The following is a 16897-nucleotide window of genomic DNA, read 5'->3' as shown; positions in this document are numbered from 1 at the left end:
CGAAAAGCTTCCGGTTTCTCTTTCTATAGAAATACATCCTGAAAAATTTGAAACGAGGCAATGATGACGCGCGTACAAGCCAACATGCTGCTGCTTCTGGCAGGCGTCATCTGGGGCATGGGTTTCGTCGCCCAATCGACGGCGATGGCCAGTATCGGCCCGTTTCTGTTCATCGGTGTCCGCTCGGCAATCGCCTCGCTTACGGTCCTGCCATTGGCCATAGCCGAAGGGAGAAAGGCAAAAGCCAGGCTGAGCCGGTCGAACTATCTCTTCTTCATGATCATTGGTTTGAGCCTGTTCACCGGGCTCGTTCTCCAGCAGATCGGGCTCATCACCACATCCGTCACCAATGCCGGTTTTCTGACCGGGCTTTATGTCGTGATGGTGCCTGTGCTCGGCGTCATCCTGTTTCGCACATGGCCGCATCCGGTCGTCTGGCCCAGTGCGGCGGCATGTCTGGCAGGCATATTCCTGCTTTCCGGCGGAGCGCTGACCGCACTCAAGCAAGGTGACTGGCTGGTCATCGGCGGCGCCGTCTTCTGGGCCTTGCAGGTGGTCCTGATCGGTCGGGCAAACCGCGCAGGACGGCCTATCGCGCTCAGTTGCATCCAGTTTGCGACCAGCGCTGTCGCAGGACTTGCCATCGCGTCCATGATCGAAGACTTCAACTGGACTGCCATTGCGCTCACCTGGAAGGAAATTCTCTTCACCGGCGTTTTCTCGTCCGGTATCGCATTCACCTTGCAGGCTATCGGGCAGCGCTACACCACCTCGGCACAGGCCGCGATTTTCCTGTCGTCAGAAGCGCTTTTCGCGGCCCTGTTCGGCGCTATCTTCCTCAGCGAACGACTGACCTTCATCGGCTTCATCGGCTGCGGACTGATCTTTGCCGCCATGCTGGCCGTAGAGCTCATTCCCATGTTCTGGAAACGCAAGCCGGCACTCGTTCCCGCCGAGTAATACCAAAACTCGATGAGTTTGACTCATCGAGTTTTGGTTAAGCCTGTGCGGCGATTGAGCATTTTCAGGGCGTGATGCGTTAGCATCTCAGCGCCCTGGTATAAAAGGCGTCATGCCTTGAAGATTAACGCCGCACCGCCCGCTATGAAAGCGAAGCCCAGCAGATGGTGCCAGGTAAAGGCTTCCTTGAGATAGAAGACCGAGAACAGGCTGAAGATCACCAGTGTGATAACCTCCTGAATGGTCTTCAGTTGCGCCGCCGAATAGACCTCATGTCCGATGCGATTGGCCGGAACCGCGAGGCAATATTCGATCAGCGCGATACCCCAGCTTATGAAAATGACGGTGATAAGTGGCGTGCTGGTGAATTTCAGGTGCCCGTACCAGGCGAATGTCATGAAAACATTCGAACCGATGAGAAGCAGGATCGGCAGAACACTTGGCGAAATCAGTGCTGACATGGAAATGACTTTAGGGACCGGGAGGATGTTGTCTGCGGCATGGCCCGAAGCCGCAGCATGGTGATAAAACAACGGCGGCATTTTGCCAATGCTGCCCCGTTTACGCCACAGCCCTTAACGCGGGCGCTGACTCTTCCTTTACGCTTGCGGGCTAATATTCGGGAAACGCCATCGGTCTGGTCTCCCGAAGAAAAGGTATGGACATGAGTTCTGTGTTGTCCGCCACCGCTCCAGTCAGCCGCCAGCGCTCCCGGTTGCGAGGTCTGGCCCCGTCATTATCCATCGCTCTGCTGGCCATCATCGCCGGTTGTTCCGGTGAAAGCGCCCCGCGTCCGCAGGCCAGTGTCGGCAATTCGGATATGATGGTTCCCGACGCGCCGGTCGCAAGTGCTGCCCCGGTTGTGGACGCACCTGTCATGCAGGAACCGCAGGAAGAGCGCATCGTCGGGCTTGCCGAAGAGGAAGAAAACCACGTCGCGCGATCCACACAGCAGAGCCAGCCGCAATATTCCGGCGACTACGGCTTCACGGCCCCGATCCAAAACCCGGTAACAGCCGCCGAAAACATCTACACGATGTCCAATGCGGAAGCCGCCTGCCGCACGCGGCTGAAACGGCTCGGCGTCGTATTCAAAGAAAAGCCGACGATCTATCGCAGCAGTTCCTGCCAGATCGCAAACCCAATCGAGGTATCCGGTTTCAACAGCGGGTCCATCGCCTTCAAACCGGCAGCAACGCTGAACTGTCAGGTGACGGAAGCCTTTGCCCGCTGGATCAAGGGCGACCTGCAGCCCGCGTCGCGGATGCGCTATCTGTCCGGCGTCAGCACGATCTATAATGCCGGAGGCTATTCCTGCCGTACCATGAACAACCGTCGCGGCGCGAAAATGTCGGAACATTCACGCGGCAACGCCATCGACGTCACCAAGATCGTATTGAACAATGGCAAGAACATCATGGTGCGCAAACCGGGCTTCTTCGCCTTCCGCGAAAAAGGCCTGCTCAACAGCGTGCGCTCCGATGCCTGCGGCTATTTCACGACGGTTCTCGGCCCCGGCTATAACCCGGAACATGCCGATCATTTCCATTTCGACCTGATGCAGCGCCGCAGCGGCTATCGCGCCTGTAAATAAGCCCGGCGCAATGCCGGGCTCGACGATGCTTTATTCTTCCGGCGGCACCGGCGTCGGCTTGCCGTTCTCATCCAGAGAAACCATGACGAATTCGCCGTGAGTCACAAGATCCATGTGCTGGGTCAGGTAGCGCTGTGCCCAGGCTTCGACCCGCAGTGTGATCGAGCTGCGCCCAACCTTCGTAATCTCCGTATAGACGCAGAGTGCGTCACCGATCTTCACCGGCTTGGCGAAGGACATTTCACGGACGGCCGCCGTCACCACGCGGCCCTTGGCGCGCTCTGCCGCACGAATACCGGAGGCGGAGTCCATCTGCGCCATCACCCAGCCGCCGAAAATATCAAACGCTGCATTCGCATCCTTGGGCATGGCGGGCACGCGCAATGTCAGCATGCCCTTCGGCGCATTGTCAGTATTCATCGAAGTCAGTCCTTAAGTTCTTGAGAGAGTCGCCCTTTAATATGAGACAAGCCCGTCGCGAAGAAAAGTACCGCATGAAGCGCTTAAACCGTTAGCATGGACGGCGATTTCAAGAGGTTGACATTTATTAATCATGAATTGAAATCGAAAAATCGTGATGCACGTAAATAATTATCTTCATGCTATAAGTAATCAATAGAAGTATATTAGAGGAATGATATATGAAACTATCGGTAAGATCTTCCATAGTTACATTAGCACTTCTTATTTCAACGAATGCTTACGCATCATCGGCAATTGTAACCACTTCTCTCAACTTGCGCGTAGGTCCAGGAACGCAGTACGGAACCATCGGCACCATTCCCAACGGGGTCGGCATCGTCGTCGCTGGCTGCACCAGCGGTTATGGCTGGTGCCAGGTCACCTATGGCGGCATGACAGGATGGGCTGCATCCAGCTACATCGCCATTCAGACGGGCAATGGCTACACGACAAACGACAATTTCGGATCGACTGCCGCCGCTGTCGGCATACCGCTCATCGCAGGCATGGTTATCGGCTCGGCTATCGCCAATAGCGGTCCCGGTTGGGGGCCTGGTTGGGGTCCGGGCCCTTATCGGGGTTGGGGCGGCGGCGGCAACGTCTATAATGGCTGCATCGGGCGCAATTGTCAGTCCAACTCGGGGGCACCTCGTCCTCACTGGGTCGACAGGCCCGGCTGGCGCGACAATCCGGGCTATCATCCCGGTTTTGGTCCTGGCTTCGGGCATAACTTCGGTCCGGGCCCTCGTATGCGTCTCGGCGGCAGGCTTTAAAGCAGCCCGAAAATCCGAGCCCTCCTGACAGCCTTCTGTCAGGAGCATCGCTGGATATAAAAAGGGTGTGGAGGATTTCGGCCCCGCACTCTTTTCATTTGGACGTTGAAATTCCATATTGGGGACATGGCTTCCTCAAAAGACAAACACTCCCAGGATTCGCACAACAAGGCTGGCGGCTTCGGTGAAGCGCCACAGGCCGAGTTTTCCGGCGCTCCCCTATCCGGTTCCCCCCTGTCTGGTTCCATCGCCGACTGGGCGAAGGAGATTGGCGACGAGGCCGCAAAGCCGCGCGGCGGCAGCGTGAGCGCGAAAAAACAACCAAAGAAGATTCCCGAGCGCAGCAAGGAAGCCTCGCGCACGGGGCGCGGCACGTCGATGGGCGGCGCCGCTTCCGCCAAGGAACGTGCGGCGGCTGGCCTCAATCCGGTTGCCGGTCTCGACATCAGTCTGGAAGACGCCACTGGTCTCAATGCCAGTGGTGCCACGGCAACGGTTCAGGCACTGTCGGACCTGATCGCTTCCGGCAACCCGTTGTTCAAAAACGGCGAGCTTTGGACACCTCACCGCCCGTCCCGCCCGGAAAAATCCGAAGGCGGCATCGCCATCGAGATGGAAACCAGTTTCGAACCATCCGGCGATCAGCCGACGGCTATTCGCGATCTGATGGAAGGACTGGAGAATGACGACCGCACGCAGGTTCTGCTCGGCGTCACCGGTTCGGGCAAAACCTTCACCATGGCGCAGGTCATCCAGCGGACGCAGCGCCCTGCCCTGATCCTCGCGCCAAACAAGACGCTGGCCGCGCAGCTTTACGGCGAGTTCAAGAGCTTCTTTCCGAACAACGCCGTCGAATATTTTGTTTCCTACTACGATTATTACCAGCCGGAAGCCTATGTGCCCCGCTCGGACACTTATATCGAGAAGGAATCGTCCATCAACGAACAGATCGACCGTATGCGCCACTCGGCCACGCGCTCGCTGCTCGAACGCGACGATGTGATCATCGTCGCTTCGGTCTCGTGCATCTACGGTATCGGTTCGGTCGAAACCTATACGGCCATGACCTTCGAAATGAAGATCGGCGACCGGCTCGACCAGCGCCAATTGCTCGCCGATCTCGTGGCACAGCAATACAAGCGGCAGGACATTAATTTCGTGCGCGGCTCGTTCCGTGTGCGCGGCGATACGATCGAAATCTTCCCGGCCCACTTGGAAGATCGCGCCTGGCGCATTTCCCTTTTCGGTGACGAAATTGAAACCATCACCGAATTCGACCCGCTGACCGGCCAGAAGACAGGCGAGCTGAAATCGGTCAAGATCTACGCGAATTCCCACTATGTGACACCGCGCCCGACTCTCAATCAGGCGATGAAGTCGATCAAGGAAGAGCTGAAGCATCGTCTCGACGAACTGAATCGGGCCGGTCGCCTGCTGGAAGCCCAGCGCCTCGACCAGCGCACGACCTTCGACCTGGAAATGCTGGAAGCAACCGGTTCCTGCGCAGGCATCGAAAACTATTCGCGCTATCTGACCGGCCGCAACCCCGGTGAGCCGCCGCCGACGCTGTTCGAATATATTCCCGACAACGCGCTGGTTTTCATCGACGAAAGCCATGTCACGGTTCCGCAGATCGGCGGCATGTATCGCGGCGACTTCCGCCGCAAGGCAACACTTGCCGAATATGGCTTCCGCCTTCCGTCCTGCATGGACAACCGCCCGCTTCGTTTCGAGGAATGGGACGCCATGCGCCCGCAGACCATCGCTGTCTCGGCAACGCCGGGCGGCTGGGAAATGGAGGAAGCGGGCGGCGTGTTCGCAGAACAGGTCATCCGTCCGACCGGACTGATCGATCCGCCTGTCGAAATCCGGCCCGCCAAGTCGCAGGTCGATGACGTTCTCGGCGAAATCCGCGAAACAGCGCAGAAAGGCTATCGTACATTGGTCACGGTGCTGACCAAGCGCATGGCCGAAGACCTGACCGAATATCTGCATGAGCAGGGCGTGCGTGTGCGTTACATGCACTCCGACATCGACACGCTGGAGCGCATCGAGATCATTCGCGATCTGCGCCTCGGCGCGTTCGACGTGCTGGTTGGCATCAACCTGCTGCGCGAAGGTCTCGACATTCCGGAATGCGGCTTTGTCGCCATTCTCGATGCCGACAAGGAAGGCTTCCTGCGTTCGGAAACCTCTCTGGTCCAGACAATTGGCCGTGCTGCACGTAACGTTGATGGCAAGGTCATTCTCTACGCCGACAATATTACCGGCTCGATGCAGCGCGCGATGGACGAAACCAGCCGTCGCCGTGAGAAACAGGTTGCCTATAATGAAGAGCATGGCATTACGCCTGCCTCGGTGAAGAAGAATATCTCAGATATTCTCGGCTCGGTTTACGAGCGCGATCATGTCCGCGCAGATATTTCGGGCTTCGCGGAAGAAGGCGCGATGATGGGCAACAATCTTGCCGCCCATCTGGAGCATCTGGAGAAGCAGATGCGCGACGCCGCTGCCGATCTCGACTTCGAAAAGGCCGCGCGCCTGCGCGACGAAATCAAGCGGTTGCGCGAAACAGAACTGGCGATTGCCGACGATCCGCTGGCACGCGAATTCGAAGCGGGCGATGCGGGTGCAGGTCGCAACAAGGGCAAACCCACTGGCAAATCCCGTTTCCGCAAGCCGACACTGGATGAAATGGGTGCCGACACGACGCGCCCGGCTGGCAAGCCGTCTCTGTTCCAGAAGCCGTCGCTCGACGATATGGGACCGGGCACCGACATGGCAAAACCGCTGTTCCGCAAGAACACGCTGGACGAGATGACGGTCAAGCGGACGGAAGTGCCTGCTGGCGGAAATGACGCGGCGATCCGTCGTGAGCGCGCTGGCATCGGGTCTTACGAAGACCCGGCCGAAACGGCGCGCAAGAAGCGCCGCCCCGGCAAGACAGGCCGGCCGGGACGGTGATTGGGGCGCACTGATTATGTGTTGGAGGACTTACCAGCCTTCCAACACGATCTTGCCCTTCGCCTTGCCGCTTTCAAGCACACCATGAGCTGCCTTGAGATTGGCGGCATTGATCGGTGAAAGAACCTCCGTCAGCGTTGTCTTGACCTTGTCTTCATCAACCAGTCGCGCGACTTCGTTCAACAGCCTGCCCTGCTCACCCATATCTGCGGTCTGATAAATCGGGCGCGTGAACATCAGTTCCCAGTGCACCGACACCGACTTGCGCTTGAACGGCATGATGTCAAGCTTGTCCGGATCATCGATCAGCCCGAACCGACCCTGCGGCGCAATGAGACCGACGATTTCGGAAAGGTGATCCAGTGTCTGCGTCGTCGAAAAGACGAAGGCCGGTGCACCGATCCCCAAAGCTTCAACCTGTTCGGCCAGCGGCTTGCTGTGGTCAATGACATGATGCGCTCCGAGCTGCTTGACCCATTCCTGCGTTTCCGGTCGCGAAGCCGTCGCTATCACCGTCAGATCGGTCAATGCGCGTGCTAGCTGGATTGCGATTGAGCCGACACCACCGGCCCCGCCGATAATAAGAATGGCATTAGCCGCACCAGCGACAGGTTTGCGCACATCCAGCCTGTCGAACAGCATTTCCCAAGCGGTTATCGATGTTAGCGGCAAGGCCGCCGCTTCACTATTGGCGAGCGATGCTGGCTTGTGCCCAACGATGCGCTCATCGACAAGATGAAACTCGCTGTTGGCACCCGGACGAACCAGCGAGCCTGCATACCAGACCCTGTCGCCGGACTTGAAACCCCGCACCTGATCGCCGGTCTGCACGACGGTGCCAACCGCATCCCAGCCGAGCACTTTCCATTGACCAGCCTCGGGCGAAACGCCGTTACGGATTTTATAATCAACCGGATTTACTGAAACTGCCTCCACCTGAACAAGCAGATCGCGCCCAGTTGCAACCGGCTTGTCCAGTGTCACATCGACGAGCGAATCCACACGCTCCAGTTTACCGGCGTTCTGATAGGCAACAGCTTTCATTGTCTTTGCTCCATTTGCTATGGACCAAATATTAGACTACCATCGATTTATATAAATACGCACAAATATCGCCCATAGTGTCTATATATGTACTTAGTATACAAAGGATACCAATGTGACCAAGGCCAAGCATTCGCGTTTCGACTGTAGCCCCGGTTGCGCCGTCGAGGCAGCCATCAGTCTGATCGACGGAAAATGGAAAAGCGTGGTTCTTTTTCACCTCATGGACGGTACGCTTCGGTTCAATGAAATCAGGCGGCAGATACCCAGCGTCACGCAGCGCATGTTGACCAACCAGCTTCGAGAGCTGGAAGACGATGGTCTCATCGAGCGCAAGGTCTATGCACAGGTGCCGCCAAAAGTGGAATACAGTCTTTCCCCATTGGGTCGCAGCATCGAGCCCATTTTGCTTGCATTGAAAGAATGGGGCGACGCCAATATCGACCGCTTTGGCAAACCGGTGAGAGAATCATCATCCGTTCAGGATGCGGTCTAAAAAAGGGCGGCAATTGCCGCCCTTTCAAGTGAGCTGTCTTCAGCGGCACTGCCCGCCATTCATGATGCGATAGCCTGCGCGGTCGGCTTCGCAACGATTGGGGAAAGTGCGCCTGTCGTTACCACGCCGTGCGCAAACGGGCCTATACTCCCGCGTGCAAGCGCCAACTCCCGGTCTGTTGCCCTGATGTGGCGGACGCATACCGCCCTCGCCGCCCCAACCCGGACCCGGCCTTGACGAGCATTGGCCATTTGCGATGATGCGATAGCCCTCCGCTCTTGCCTGACATGAATTGCCAAAGGTTTTACGCGAAGAGCCGCGCGTGGCGCAAACTGGCGCATAATTCATAGGACAGATTTGCGGCTGTGACGGTCCGGGGCGCATCGGTGGGCGATAATCCGGGCCGCCTTCGGCCACGCAACCGGCGAGAAGCAGCGCGCCCGCAAGCACAGCCAATTGTCTGAATCGATGAAATTGCATTGTCCTCTCCTTTTGTCCCGAAGGCTAAGATGGCGCAACCTTCGATAAGAGCAAGTCTTTTCGCAAAAGTGCAAAACCTTGCAGACCATATCGACAACCTGCCGATATAGGTTACTTTGGCCGAGGTCGAGGGGCGGAACAGGCAGCATGAATCGTTACCGGCGTAGCATAGCGGTTATCTTGGCTTCGCAGCTTTTCAGCCTGCCTTTCGGCCTCGCTTCACCCTACGCAGCGAGCGAACCGAACCCGCCGGTCTATGCGCCACCGTTACCGCCAGAGAAGAAGACGCCGACTGTCGGACGCATCTGCCAGCTCATTGGCGCCAATGCCGATGCCCATGGCATTCCGCGCGATTTCTTCGCCCGGCTGATCTGGAAGGAAAGCCGTTTCGACCACAATGCCGTCAGCCCTGTGGGCGCTGAGGGTATCGCGCAATTCATGCCCTACACGGCAAAGGAACGCGGCCTCACCGATCCCTTCGACATCGAGCAGGCGATTCCCGCATCGGCGAGTTTCCTGCGGGATCTGAAAGGTGCCTTCGGCAATTGGGGCCTTGCAGCCGCCGCCTATAATGCAGGGGCCGGGCGTGTTTCCAACTGGATACGGTCCGGCGGTTTTCTGCCGCTCGAAACAGAAAATTACGTGCTGGACATTACCGGCGCCCCCGCCGACGACTTTGCGGCAGGCAAGGAGATCGTGAACCGTCCGCTTGATCCGAAGCTTGCATTCAATGCGGCTTGCAAACGCCTGCCCATCATCCGGAGCGCCACCATTCCAATGTCACGTGTGAAACCCAAACCGTGGGGCATACAGGTCGCAGGCAATTTCCGCCGTAGCGCAGCCGTCAATCAATGGGCGCGTCTGCGCAAGCAGTTCAGTGCCGTACTTGCCGGCCACGATCCCGTCATCAGCCGGATTCGGACGCCGATCGGTCGCCGTGGTATATATGCAGTACGCATCGGGGCAGACAGCCGTGGTGAAGCCGACGGTATTTGCGCGAAGCTGCGCGCCGCCGGTGGTGCATGCATAGTTTCGCGCAATCGATGAGAAAACCCCAAAATTTCCTAATATATCCGCGATATATTAGGGATAGCCTGTTCTATTTTGGAAATGGCTATACGATTTTCTTGAAACAATCGTAAAAAATCCAGACGATACCGGTTCAAAGATAACCAATCATGTACCCCCCAAAGAATTTGCTTGCCAAATACCGCATCATAGATCAGTCTCCACCTGTTCGGGCACTTAGCGAACAAATGGAAGACTGGAAGAACGGCGTGCCGGGGCCGCTATAAGTTCCGGGTCGAAGGCTCCCCTTCGGCAATGATCGGTTCCTTCCCAATGTCGAGAACTGCCTGCATAACCCTCTGCCGGGTGTGTGGTGCGCTTGGCAGAATTTGTAATACCACTGTCTCCCACAAGAGCAGTGGCGCCAAGGAAAAGGAACGGATCCAATGGCACAGACCGGACTGGTCAAATTCTTCAATACCGAAAAAGGCTTCGGTTTTATCAAGCCGGACGATGGTGGCGCTGACATCTTCGTACATATCTCTGCCGTACAGGCTTCTGGCCTCACTGGCCTCGCAGACAATCAGAAGGTTTCCTACGAGACGGAACCGGATCGTCGCGGCAAAGGCCCCAAGGCTGTGAACATTACCGTTACCGGTTGATCGTTCATAAAAGAACCTACCTTTTGCCCCGGCTTCTGCCGGGGTTTTTTATTGCCCTTCATCGCCGATAAATGGCCAGCAATTCAGGCGCGAAATATTACAGATACTGCATGTAATTGACCGGAAACTGACAGCTTTCCGTCGCCCTTCACCATTGTTCAGCCTCCATTCATGTCGAAAGAGTTAATCAGTTATTCATAAACGATACGTCTGCGCCCGATAGGCAGACGTATCGGAGAAATTACAGTCGAGCTTCTGAAGGAGCGAACAATGAACCGATTTGCGAAAACAGCCATCCTGGCAGCGGCATCCCTCGCGGCAGTTGCCGCACCGCTTGCAACAGCATCGGCAGATTCCTGGGGTCGTCATGGTTGGGATCGCGGTGGCTGGGACCGTCCCTATTATCGTGGTCGGCATCACAACAATGGCGACGCTGTCGCCGCAGGTGTGATCGGCCTGGCAGCAGGCGCCCTCATCGGCAGCGCGCTGAGCCAGCCGCAGCCGACCTATGTGCAGCCTGCCCCGGTTTATGCGCCGCCTCCGCCGCCGCCTGCCTACTACCCGGCGGCCCCGGCGCGCCAGGTGACCTATTATCGCTCAAGCTATGAGCCATGGAGCCGCGGCTGGTATCAGTATTGTTCCGACCGTTACCGGTCATTCAATCCGAATACCGGCACCTATCGCGGTTATGACGGACGCGACCACTTCTGCTCTGCGAATTAAAGCCGGAGTTCAATATAAAAAGCCGCCTTCAAAGGCGGCTTTCTTCATTATAATCAGGCATATCCCACGTCGGTCAGAAACGGATTGGAGCGCCGCTCCTCACCGAACCGTCCGCCGGGACCATGTCCGCAGATGAAACCGATATCGTCGCCGAGCGGCAGCAACTTTTCCTTGATTGAGCGAATCAGCGCCGCGTGATCGCCGCCCGGCAGATCGGTTCGCCCGACCGAACCGTTAAAAAGCACGTCACCGACAATCGCAAACCGCGCTTCGGGGCTGAAGAACACGACATGCCCCGGCGCGTGACCGGGTGTATGGAAGACATCGAATTCGTGACCGGCAACGGAAACCTTGTCCCCCTCATTCAGCCAGCGATCTGGCGTGACATTGCGCACGCCTTCTGTGATGCCATATTTCAGGCCGGTCGCTTCAAGATTATCGAGCAGGAATTTGTCGTCCTTATGGGGGCCGATAATGTCCACATTCAGAGCTTCCTTGAGGTCGAGGGCTGCAGCCGCATGATCGATATGACCATGCGTGATCCAGATCGCCTCGACGTCGACCCCCTGAGATTCAATCGCCTCCCGAATGCGATCGAGGTCACCGCCCGGATCGATCACCACCCCCTTCTTGGTCTCACTATCGAAAAGGATGGTGCAGTTTTGCTGGAACGGCGTGACGGGAACGATGATGGCCTGCAATTGCCCCATGGTCTTACTCCACTCGAATAAATAGCAGTCAGGAAAGCACTTTCTGACACACAGATAGTACAATTCCAGCAAAAGTGCGAAGCGGTTTTCGGAAAAGATAGGCGCTCTAAATAAATACGGGCGGCTGAACGCCGCCCGTTTTCCCTCTCCAGGATTGTCCAAAGCACTTCCCCCGAAGACCGTTTCACGGTCTGCGGAATGCACTCTGACAGTTCGTCTCACCGGTTGTCCCCACAACCATGCAGTCTGTAGAGCGCGTTTCGGTCTGATTGAACCAGATCGGCGCTCTATTCATTTGCTTTTACGCATGTCTTTATCCCGAAACCGGTTTCCACTTTCGGGAGACATGCGCTCGTGCGTCAAGCCTTGGCGGCCATCGCGTTCTTGATCAAGCCGACAACGGCCGTAAGCACGATACCGCCAACACCGCCGCCTGCCAACTGTCCAACGATACCGCTTAGGGCGGAATCAAGACCGCCGCCGGTCAACATCGGAAGCAGTTGGCCGAGGATGACACCACCGATACCGCCTGCCACCGTGTTACCCGTGGTGCCCAGACTGATATTCTTGACTGCGCCTGCGATGTTGCCGCCAACAGCGCCAGCCACAAGCTGGAGAATGATAGGTAGTAGAGATTCCATAACCGTCACCCCATCTGAGTTTTAAACCGGAATAGCGCGACTCCGGCAAAAAAATCTTGTGCCTAAACTAGGGAATGTCAAACAATAAGCGACGGAATAACAAAAAAGCGGCCCGAAGGCCGCTCTTTTTCTGTTTAAAACTCAGTTACTCTGCTGCCACTCGCTTTGGCTGAACTTCTGCAGAATAGTCATTCATTAGAACATTTGTAATTTCGGAAGGCTTGAAACGGTATTGGCCGATCTCGGACACCGGCGTCACTTCCGCTGCTGTTCCGCACAAGAAGCATTCAGAGAAACCGGCAAGTTCTTCCGGCATGATTGCCCGCTCGATGACTTCGATACCGCGGCGCTTGGCAAGATCAATGATCGTCCGGCGCGTAATACCGTCAAGGAAGCAGTCAGGCTTCGGCGTATGCAGTGCTCCGTCCTTCACGAAGAAGACGTTAGCACCAGTTGCTTCCGCAACCTGCCCGCGCCAGTCGAGCATCAATGCATCGGCGTAGCCCTTGGCTTCGGCGGCATGTTTGGAGATCGTGCAGATCATGTAGAGACCGGCAGCCTTCGACCGCGAAGGCGCGGTGCGCGGGTCCGGGCGGCAATATTCAGCAATATCGAGCCGGATACCCTTCATCTTTTCTTCGGGCGAGAAATAGCTTGGCCACTGCCAGATGGCGATGGCAAGATGAATGCGGTTGTTCTGCGCCGAGACGCCCAGCGTTTCCGAACCGCGCCAGGCAATCGGACGCACATAGGCATCTTCAAAACCCTGCTTCTTCAGAAGCTCGCGGCAGGCATCATTGATTTCAGCAACGCTGAAAGGAATCTCGAAGCCGAGAATGCGCGCAGAATCGTGCAGGCGTTCGGTATGCTCATTAAGCTTGAATATCTCGCCGCCATAGGCGCGCTCGCCTTCAAACACGGCGCTCGCATAATGCAGGCCATGTGTCAGCACGTGGATTTTCGCATCTTTCCAATCGACGAATTCTCCGTCCAACCAGATGAATCCGTCCCGTTGATCGAATGGAATCGCGGCCATTTTCTTGCTCCTTAGTTTTTCTCGCGGCGCTGTCTCGATCTGGTTTCCGGCCAGTTTCAGGTCGATTTCAGATCGGGCAAGCGTCTCCGCAACCCGTCTTCCCCAGTTAAATCGATATAACTGGTGTGACGGTCACCTTTTCCGGCGTAACCGCTGGCCTTTTTGTTCAAAATGCTTTGATGTCACGCAAACATATTGCGCGAATCCCAGGCGGAGCATGCATGGAAAGAAAATAAATCCTCCATAGGGACGAAATCTTGCGACAATCCGATCCTGTCACCTTCCTTTCGGGACGGCGGCAGGAAGCCAGTCGGCGCAATTATTCTTCCTCCTTGCATGCATCAACGCAAACATTATTCCAAAAATCCAGCTCACGCTTATCGAAAATTATCTGGGCGATTGAATTATGTCAATAATGCTGACATATTTAACGCGACAGAACGGAGCACAGATGTGAATTCGACGAACGATATGAATTATATAAGCAATCCGTTGACGGCTGAGGAGGCGGCCGATCTCAACGTGATCGAACTTCTGTTTTTTTCCTATCGCGATTTTACCGCCGACCCTGATCTTATTCTGGAAAAGATCGGATTCGGGCGGGCACATCACCGTGTTCTCTACTTCATCAACCGGAAACCCGGCATGACCGTTGCGGAACTGCTGGAGGTTTTGCGGATCACCAAGCAGAGCCTGTCGCGCGTGCTCAAACAACTGATCGATACCGGCCATGTCGTTCAGGCCACCGGTCTGCATGACCGCCGCCACCGCAAGCTTTATCCGACCAAGAGCGGTCGCCAGCTCACGCTTGCGCTGGCCCTTCCACAGTCGCGGCGCATCGCACGTGCACTGGAAGACTGCGGTCCGCAGGACCGCCAAGTCATCGAACGCTTCCTCTATAATATGGTCAATCCCGAGCGGCGGACGCAAATCGACGAGTTTTCCGCAGAAGACAGCTCCGCCCGGCAAGGTTGAGAGGAAGTGTTACGTAAAGTAGCAGTAAGTGCTTGTACAAAAACGCTTCCGTGCAGGCAGTGAATGGACGTGCCGCATTCCAGTGAGTAATATGCCGTCCGACGCATCTTGCGTCATAGTCGAATTGGAACGGAATGGGATCGAAAGACGCCATGGCTGCAGAAGAAGAAAAGACGCTCTCGGACGACGCGCCGCATCTCCTCGTTGTTGACGATGACACGCGTATCCGCAGCCTTCTCTCGCAATATCTGACCAATAGCGGATTCCGTGTCACTATTGCTGGAAGTGCTGCCGAAGCGCGCCGCAAGCTGGAAGGCATCGACTTCGACCTTTTGATCCTCGACGTCATGATGCCGGGCGAAACCGGCGTTTCGCTGACGCGCTCTTTGCGCGAGCAGAAGAATGTGCCGATTCTCATGCTTACGGCCCTGTCGGAGACCGACAGTCGCATTGACGGCCTGTCTGCCGGTGCGGACGATTATCTGCCCAAGCCGTTCGATCCCCGCGAGCTGACGCTGCGCATCAATAACATTCTGCGTCGCGGTGCGCCGCCTGCACAGCCAAAGATCGAGCAAATCGTCTTCGGGCCTTACACGTTCTTCATTCCGCGTCGCGAATTGAAGAAAAGAACAGAGACGATCAAGCTGACTGATCGTGAACAGGACATCATGGCGATCTTCGCCGAGCGTGCCGGTGAAACCATCCCCCGCCACGAGCTGACCGGTCAGGACGGCGATGTCGGTGAGCGCACGATCGACGTCCAGATCAATCGCCTGCGCCGCAAGATTGAGCAGGACCCAGCCAATCCGGTCTGGCTCCAGACCGTGCGCGGTATCGGCTACAAGCTCAGCATCGAATAGCAATCATCGGCAATCAGGAATATCGCGATCAGAAAATGGTGTTTTCTCAAAACGCAGGGCGACGTGTACAGAAGGTACAGGCGCAATGTTGTTCATGGAAAACGCAACCGTGCGGCCTTAGGGACGTTTTAACACGATGAAATCGCCCTTGAGAAAATTCTCCCGCTGGTTGGCGCGCATCATGCCGAAGGGGCTTTATGCGCGGTCGCTCATCATCATCATAGCCCCGATGGTTCTGCTCCAATCCGTGATCGCCTATGTGTTCATGGAGCGTCATTGGCAGATGGTGACCGAACGACTGTCGACCGCCGTTGTGCGCGATATTGCGGGCATCATCGACATTCTTGAAACCTATCCGCAGGAACCGGGCTACGACAATCTCATCCGCATCGCGCAGCAGCGGCTGGCGCTGAACATTTCGATCCTGCCGCCCGATCCGCTGCCGCCGCCTGGACCAAAACCCTTTTTCGCCATTCTCGATTACTTCCTCAGTGAAGAGATTACCCGTCAGATCAATCGTCCCTTCTGGGTGGATACCGTTGGCGATTCCGATCTCATCGAAATCCGGATCAAGCTTGAGGACAAGGTGTTGCGCGTCTTTGCCCGGCGCAGTCAGGCCTATGCGTCCAATACGGGCATCTTCCTGACATGGATGGTCGGCACCGCGCTTGTTCTGCTGATTATCGCCATCGCCTTCCTGCGCAACCAGATCAAGCCGATCCAGCAACTTGCCGAAGCGGCAGAAAGTTTCGGCAAGGGGCGCCCGATGCCGGAAGGTTTTCATCCGCGCGGGGCCGAGGAAGTGCGCCGTGCAGGCATTGCCTTCGTCCAGATGCGCTCGCGCATCGAGCGCCAGATCGAGCAGCGCACTGCCATGCTGTCCGGCGTCAGCCACGATCTGCGCACCATCCTGACCCGCTTCAAGCTGCAGCTTGCACTGACTGGCCATTCGATCGACACCGAGCCGCTCAATCAGGACATCGCCGACATGCAGACCATGCTTGAAGGCTATCTCGCCTTTGCGCGCGGCGAAGGTTCGGAAGAAACGGCAAGCTATGACGTCACCAGGCTTTGCGAGAAACTGGAGCACGAGGCACGTCTGCGCGAACGTGGTTTCAAATATCATATTGAGGGCGACAGCGAGGTCCATGTGCGCCCGAACGCCTTCTCGCGCCTGGTCAGTAATCTCGTATCGAATGCCTTCCGTCACGCGCAGAATGTCGAGCTTTCGATTTCGCATGAGGATGGCTGGCTGAAGGTCGTCGTGGATGATGACGGGCCCGGCATTCCGGAAGATCGCCGTGAGGACGTCTTCAAGCCTTTCGTCCGGCTGGATGAAGCACGAACGCAGGATTCAGGTGGCACCGGCGGGCTGGGGCTTGCCATTGCACGCGATATTGCACGCAGCCACGGTGGCGACATTACACTGGAAGACGCCCCGACCGGCGGCCTGCGCGCCACCATTCATATTCCGGCTTGAAGAACGAACCCTGCGCATCCAGCGTCCGG

18 protein-coding genes are annotated in these 16897 nt (G+C 56.7%); 11 read left to right on the top strand and 7 right to left on the bottom strand.

Annotated features, from left to right (window positions below; genetic code table 11):
• Positions 1-63: 63 nt before the first annotated feature.
• Positions 64-960 (top strand): DMT family transporter, encoded by an 897-nt coding sequence (locus tag FIB18_RS20340; protein WP_140022443.1) that lies wholly within the window; start codon positions 64-66, stop codon positions 958-960.
• A 110-nt stretch (positions 961-1070) separates the two neighbouring features.
• On the opposite strand, the gene FIB18_RS20335 is transcribed toward FIB18_RS20340, so the two are convergent.
• The gene (locus FIB18_RS20335; RefSeq protein WP_140022542.1) at positions 1071-1421 is read right to left on the bottom strand and encodes a DMT family protein; all 351 of its coding nucleotides are present in this window, start codon (positions 1419-1421) and stop codon (positions 1071-1073) included.
• A gap of 203 nt (positions 1422-1624) precedes the next feature.
• Here FIB18_RS20335 and FIB18_RS20330 point away from each other — a divergent pair, with 203 nt between their 5' ends.
• Complete coding sequence (locus FIB18_RS20330; RefSeq protein ID WP_140022442.1) at positions 1625-2554, top strand: extensin-like domain-containing protein; 930 nt, start codon at positions 1625-1627, stop codon at positions 2552-2554.
• Between the two features lie 30 nt (positions 2555-2584).
• Here the strand turns inward: FIB18_RS20330 and FIB18_RS20325 are convergent, their stop codons facing one another.
• Complete coding sequence (locus FIB18_RS20325) at positions 2585-2974, bottom strand: acyl-CoA thioesterase (protein WP_140022441.1); 390 nt, start codon at positions 2972-2974, stop codon at positions 2585-2587.
• Positions 2975-3195: 221 nt separating this feature from the next.
• Here FIB18_RS20325 and FIB18_RS20320 point away from each other — a divergent pair, with 221 nt between their 5' ends.
• Complete coding sequence (locus FIB18_RS20320; protein ID WP_140022440.1) at positions 3196-3789, top strand: SH3 domain-containing protein; 594 nt, start codon at positions 3196-3198, stop codon at positions 3787-3789.
• A 126-nt stretch (positions 3790-3915) separates the two neighbouring features.
• Positions 3916-6753, top strand: a complete 2838-nt coding sequence (gene uvrB / locus FIB18_RS20315; RefSeq protein WP_140022439.1) for an excinuclease ABC subunit UvrB — start codon at positions 3916-3918, stop codon at positions 6751-6753.
• Positions 6754-6783: 30 nt separating this feature from the next.
• On the opposite strand, the gene FIB18_RS20310 is transcribed toward uvrB, so the two are convergent.
• The gene (locus tag FIB18_RS20310; RefSeq protein WP_140022438.1) at positions 6784-7797 is read right to left on the bottom strand and encodes a zinc-binding alcohol dehydrogenase family protein; all 1014 of its coding nucleotides are present in this window, start codon (positions 7795-7797) and stop codon (positions 6784-6786) included.
• A 115-nt stretch (positions 7798-7912) separates the two neighbouring features.
• On the opposite strand from FIB18_RS20310, the gene FIB18_RS20305 reads away from it, so the two are divergent.
• Positions 7913-8293, top strand: coding sequence for a winged helix-turn-helix transcriptional regulator (locus tag FIB18_RS20305; protein ID WP_140022437.1), 381 nt, complete (start codon positions 7913-7915; stop codon positions 8291-8293).
• 39 nt (positions 8294-8332) lie between these two features.
• Here FIB18_RS20305 and FIB18_RS20300 read toward each other — a convergent pair whose 3' ends face one another.
• Positions 8333-8773 carry a Kazal-type serine protease inhibitor family protein gene (locus FIB18_RS20300; RefSeq protein ID WP_140022436.1) on the bottom strand — a complete coding sequence of 147 codons (441 nt, stop codon included), beginning with the start codon at positions 8771-8773 and terminating at the stop codon, positions 8333-8335.
• A 147-nt stretch (positions 8774-8920) separates the two neighbouring features.
• On the opposite strand from FIB18_RS20300, the gene FIB18_RS20295 reads away from it, so the two are divergent.
• From FIB18_RS20295 to FIB18_RS20285, 3 genes are all read left to right on the top strand, one after another.
• Entirely contained in the window at positions 8921-9820 is a 900-nt protein-coding gene (locus FIB18_RS20295) for an SPOR domain-containing protein (RefSeq protein ID WP_140022435.1), read from the top strand.
• Positions 9821-10227: 407 nt separating this feature from the next.
• Positions 10228-10443 carry a cold-shock protein gene (locus FIB18_RS20290; protein ID WP_010659637.1) on the top strand — a complete coding sequence of 72 codons (216 nt, stop codon included), beginning with the start codon at positions 10228-10230 and terminating at the stop codon, positions 10441-10443.
• A 270-nt stretch (positions 10444-10713) separates the two neighbouring features.
• A complete protein-coding gene (locus tag FIB18_RS20285; protein ID WP_140022434.1) occupies positions 10714-11166 on the top strand; it encodes a BA14K family protein in 453 nt (150 codons plus the stop codon).
• Between the two features lie 53 nt (positions 11167-11219).
• Here the strand turns inward: FIB18_RS20285 and FIB18_RS20280 are convergent, their stop codons facing one another.
• The 3 genes from FIB18_RS20280 to FIB18_RS20270 form a co-directional block, all read right to left on the bottom strand.
• Positions 11220-11876: an MBL fold metallo-hydrolase gene (locus FIB18_RS20280; RefSeq protein ID WP_140022433.1), complete on the bottom strand. Its 657-nt coding sequence runs from the start codon at positions 11874-11876 to the stop codon at positions 11220-11222.
• A 359-nt stretch (positions 11877-12235) separates the two neighbouring features.
• A complete protein-coding gene (locus tag FIB18_RS20275; RefSeq protein WP_140022432.1) occupies positions 12236-12517 on the bottom strand; it encodes a hypothetical protein in 282 nt (93 codons plus the stop codon).
• A gap of 145 nt (positions 12518-12662) precedes the next feature.
• Positions 12663-13553 carry a branched-chain amino acid aminotransferase gene (locus FIB18_RS20270; protein ID WP_140022431.1) on the bottom strand — a complete coding sequence of 297 codons (891 nt, stop codon included), beginning with the start codon at positions 13551-13553 and terminating at the stop codon, positions 12663-12665.
• Between the two features lie 453 nt (positions 13554-14006).
• Here FIB18_RS20270 and FIB18_RS20265 point away from each other — a divergent pair, with 453 nt between their 5' ends.
• The 3 genes from FIB18_RS20265 to FIB18_RS20255 all read left to right on the top strand — a co-directional run bounded on the left by FIB18_RS20265 (position 14007) and on the right by FIB18_RS20255 (position 16868).
• Complete coding sequence (locus FIB18_RS20265) at positions 14007-14528, top strand: MarR family winged helix-turn-helix transcriptional regulator (protein WP_140022430.1); 522 nt, start codon at positions 14007-14009, stop codon at positions 14526-14528.
• A 152-nt stretch (positions 14529-14680) separates the two neighbouring features.
• On the top strand, positions 14681-15388 hold the full coding sequence (locus FIB18_RS20260; protein WP_140022429.1) for a response regulator: 708 nt from the start codon (positions 14681-14683) through the stop codon (positions 15386-15388).
• A gap of 136 nt (positions 15389-15524) precedes the next feature.
• Complete coding sequence (locus FIB18_RS20255; RefSeq protein WP_140022428.1) at positions 15525-16868, top strand: ATP-binding protein; 1344 nt, start codon at positions 15525-15527, stop codon at positions 16866-16868.
• Positions 16869-16897 lie beyond the last annotated feature (29 nt).

Source organism: Brucella pecoris (assembly GCF_006376675.1).
Classification (GTDB): domain Bacteria; phylum Pseudomonadota; class Alphaproteobacteria; order Rhizobiales; family Rhizobiaceae; genus Brucella; species Brucella pecoris.
The sequence above is the reverse complement of the archived record's forward strand: the minus strand, read 5'-3'. Positions and strand labels throughout refer to the sequence as shown.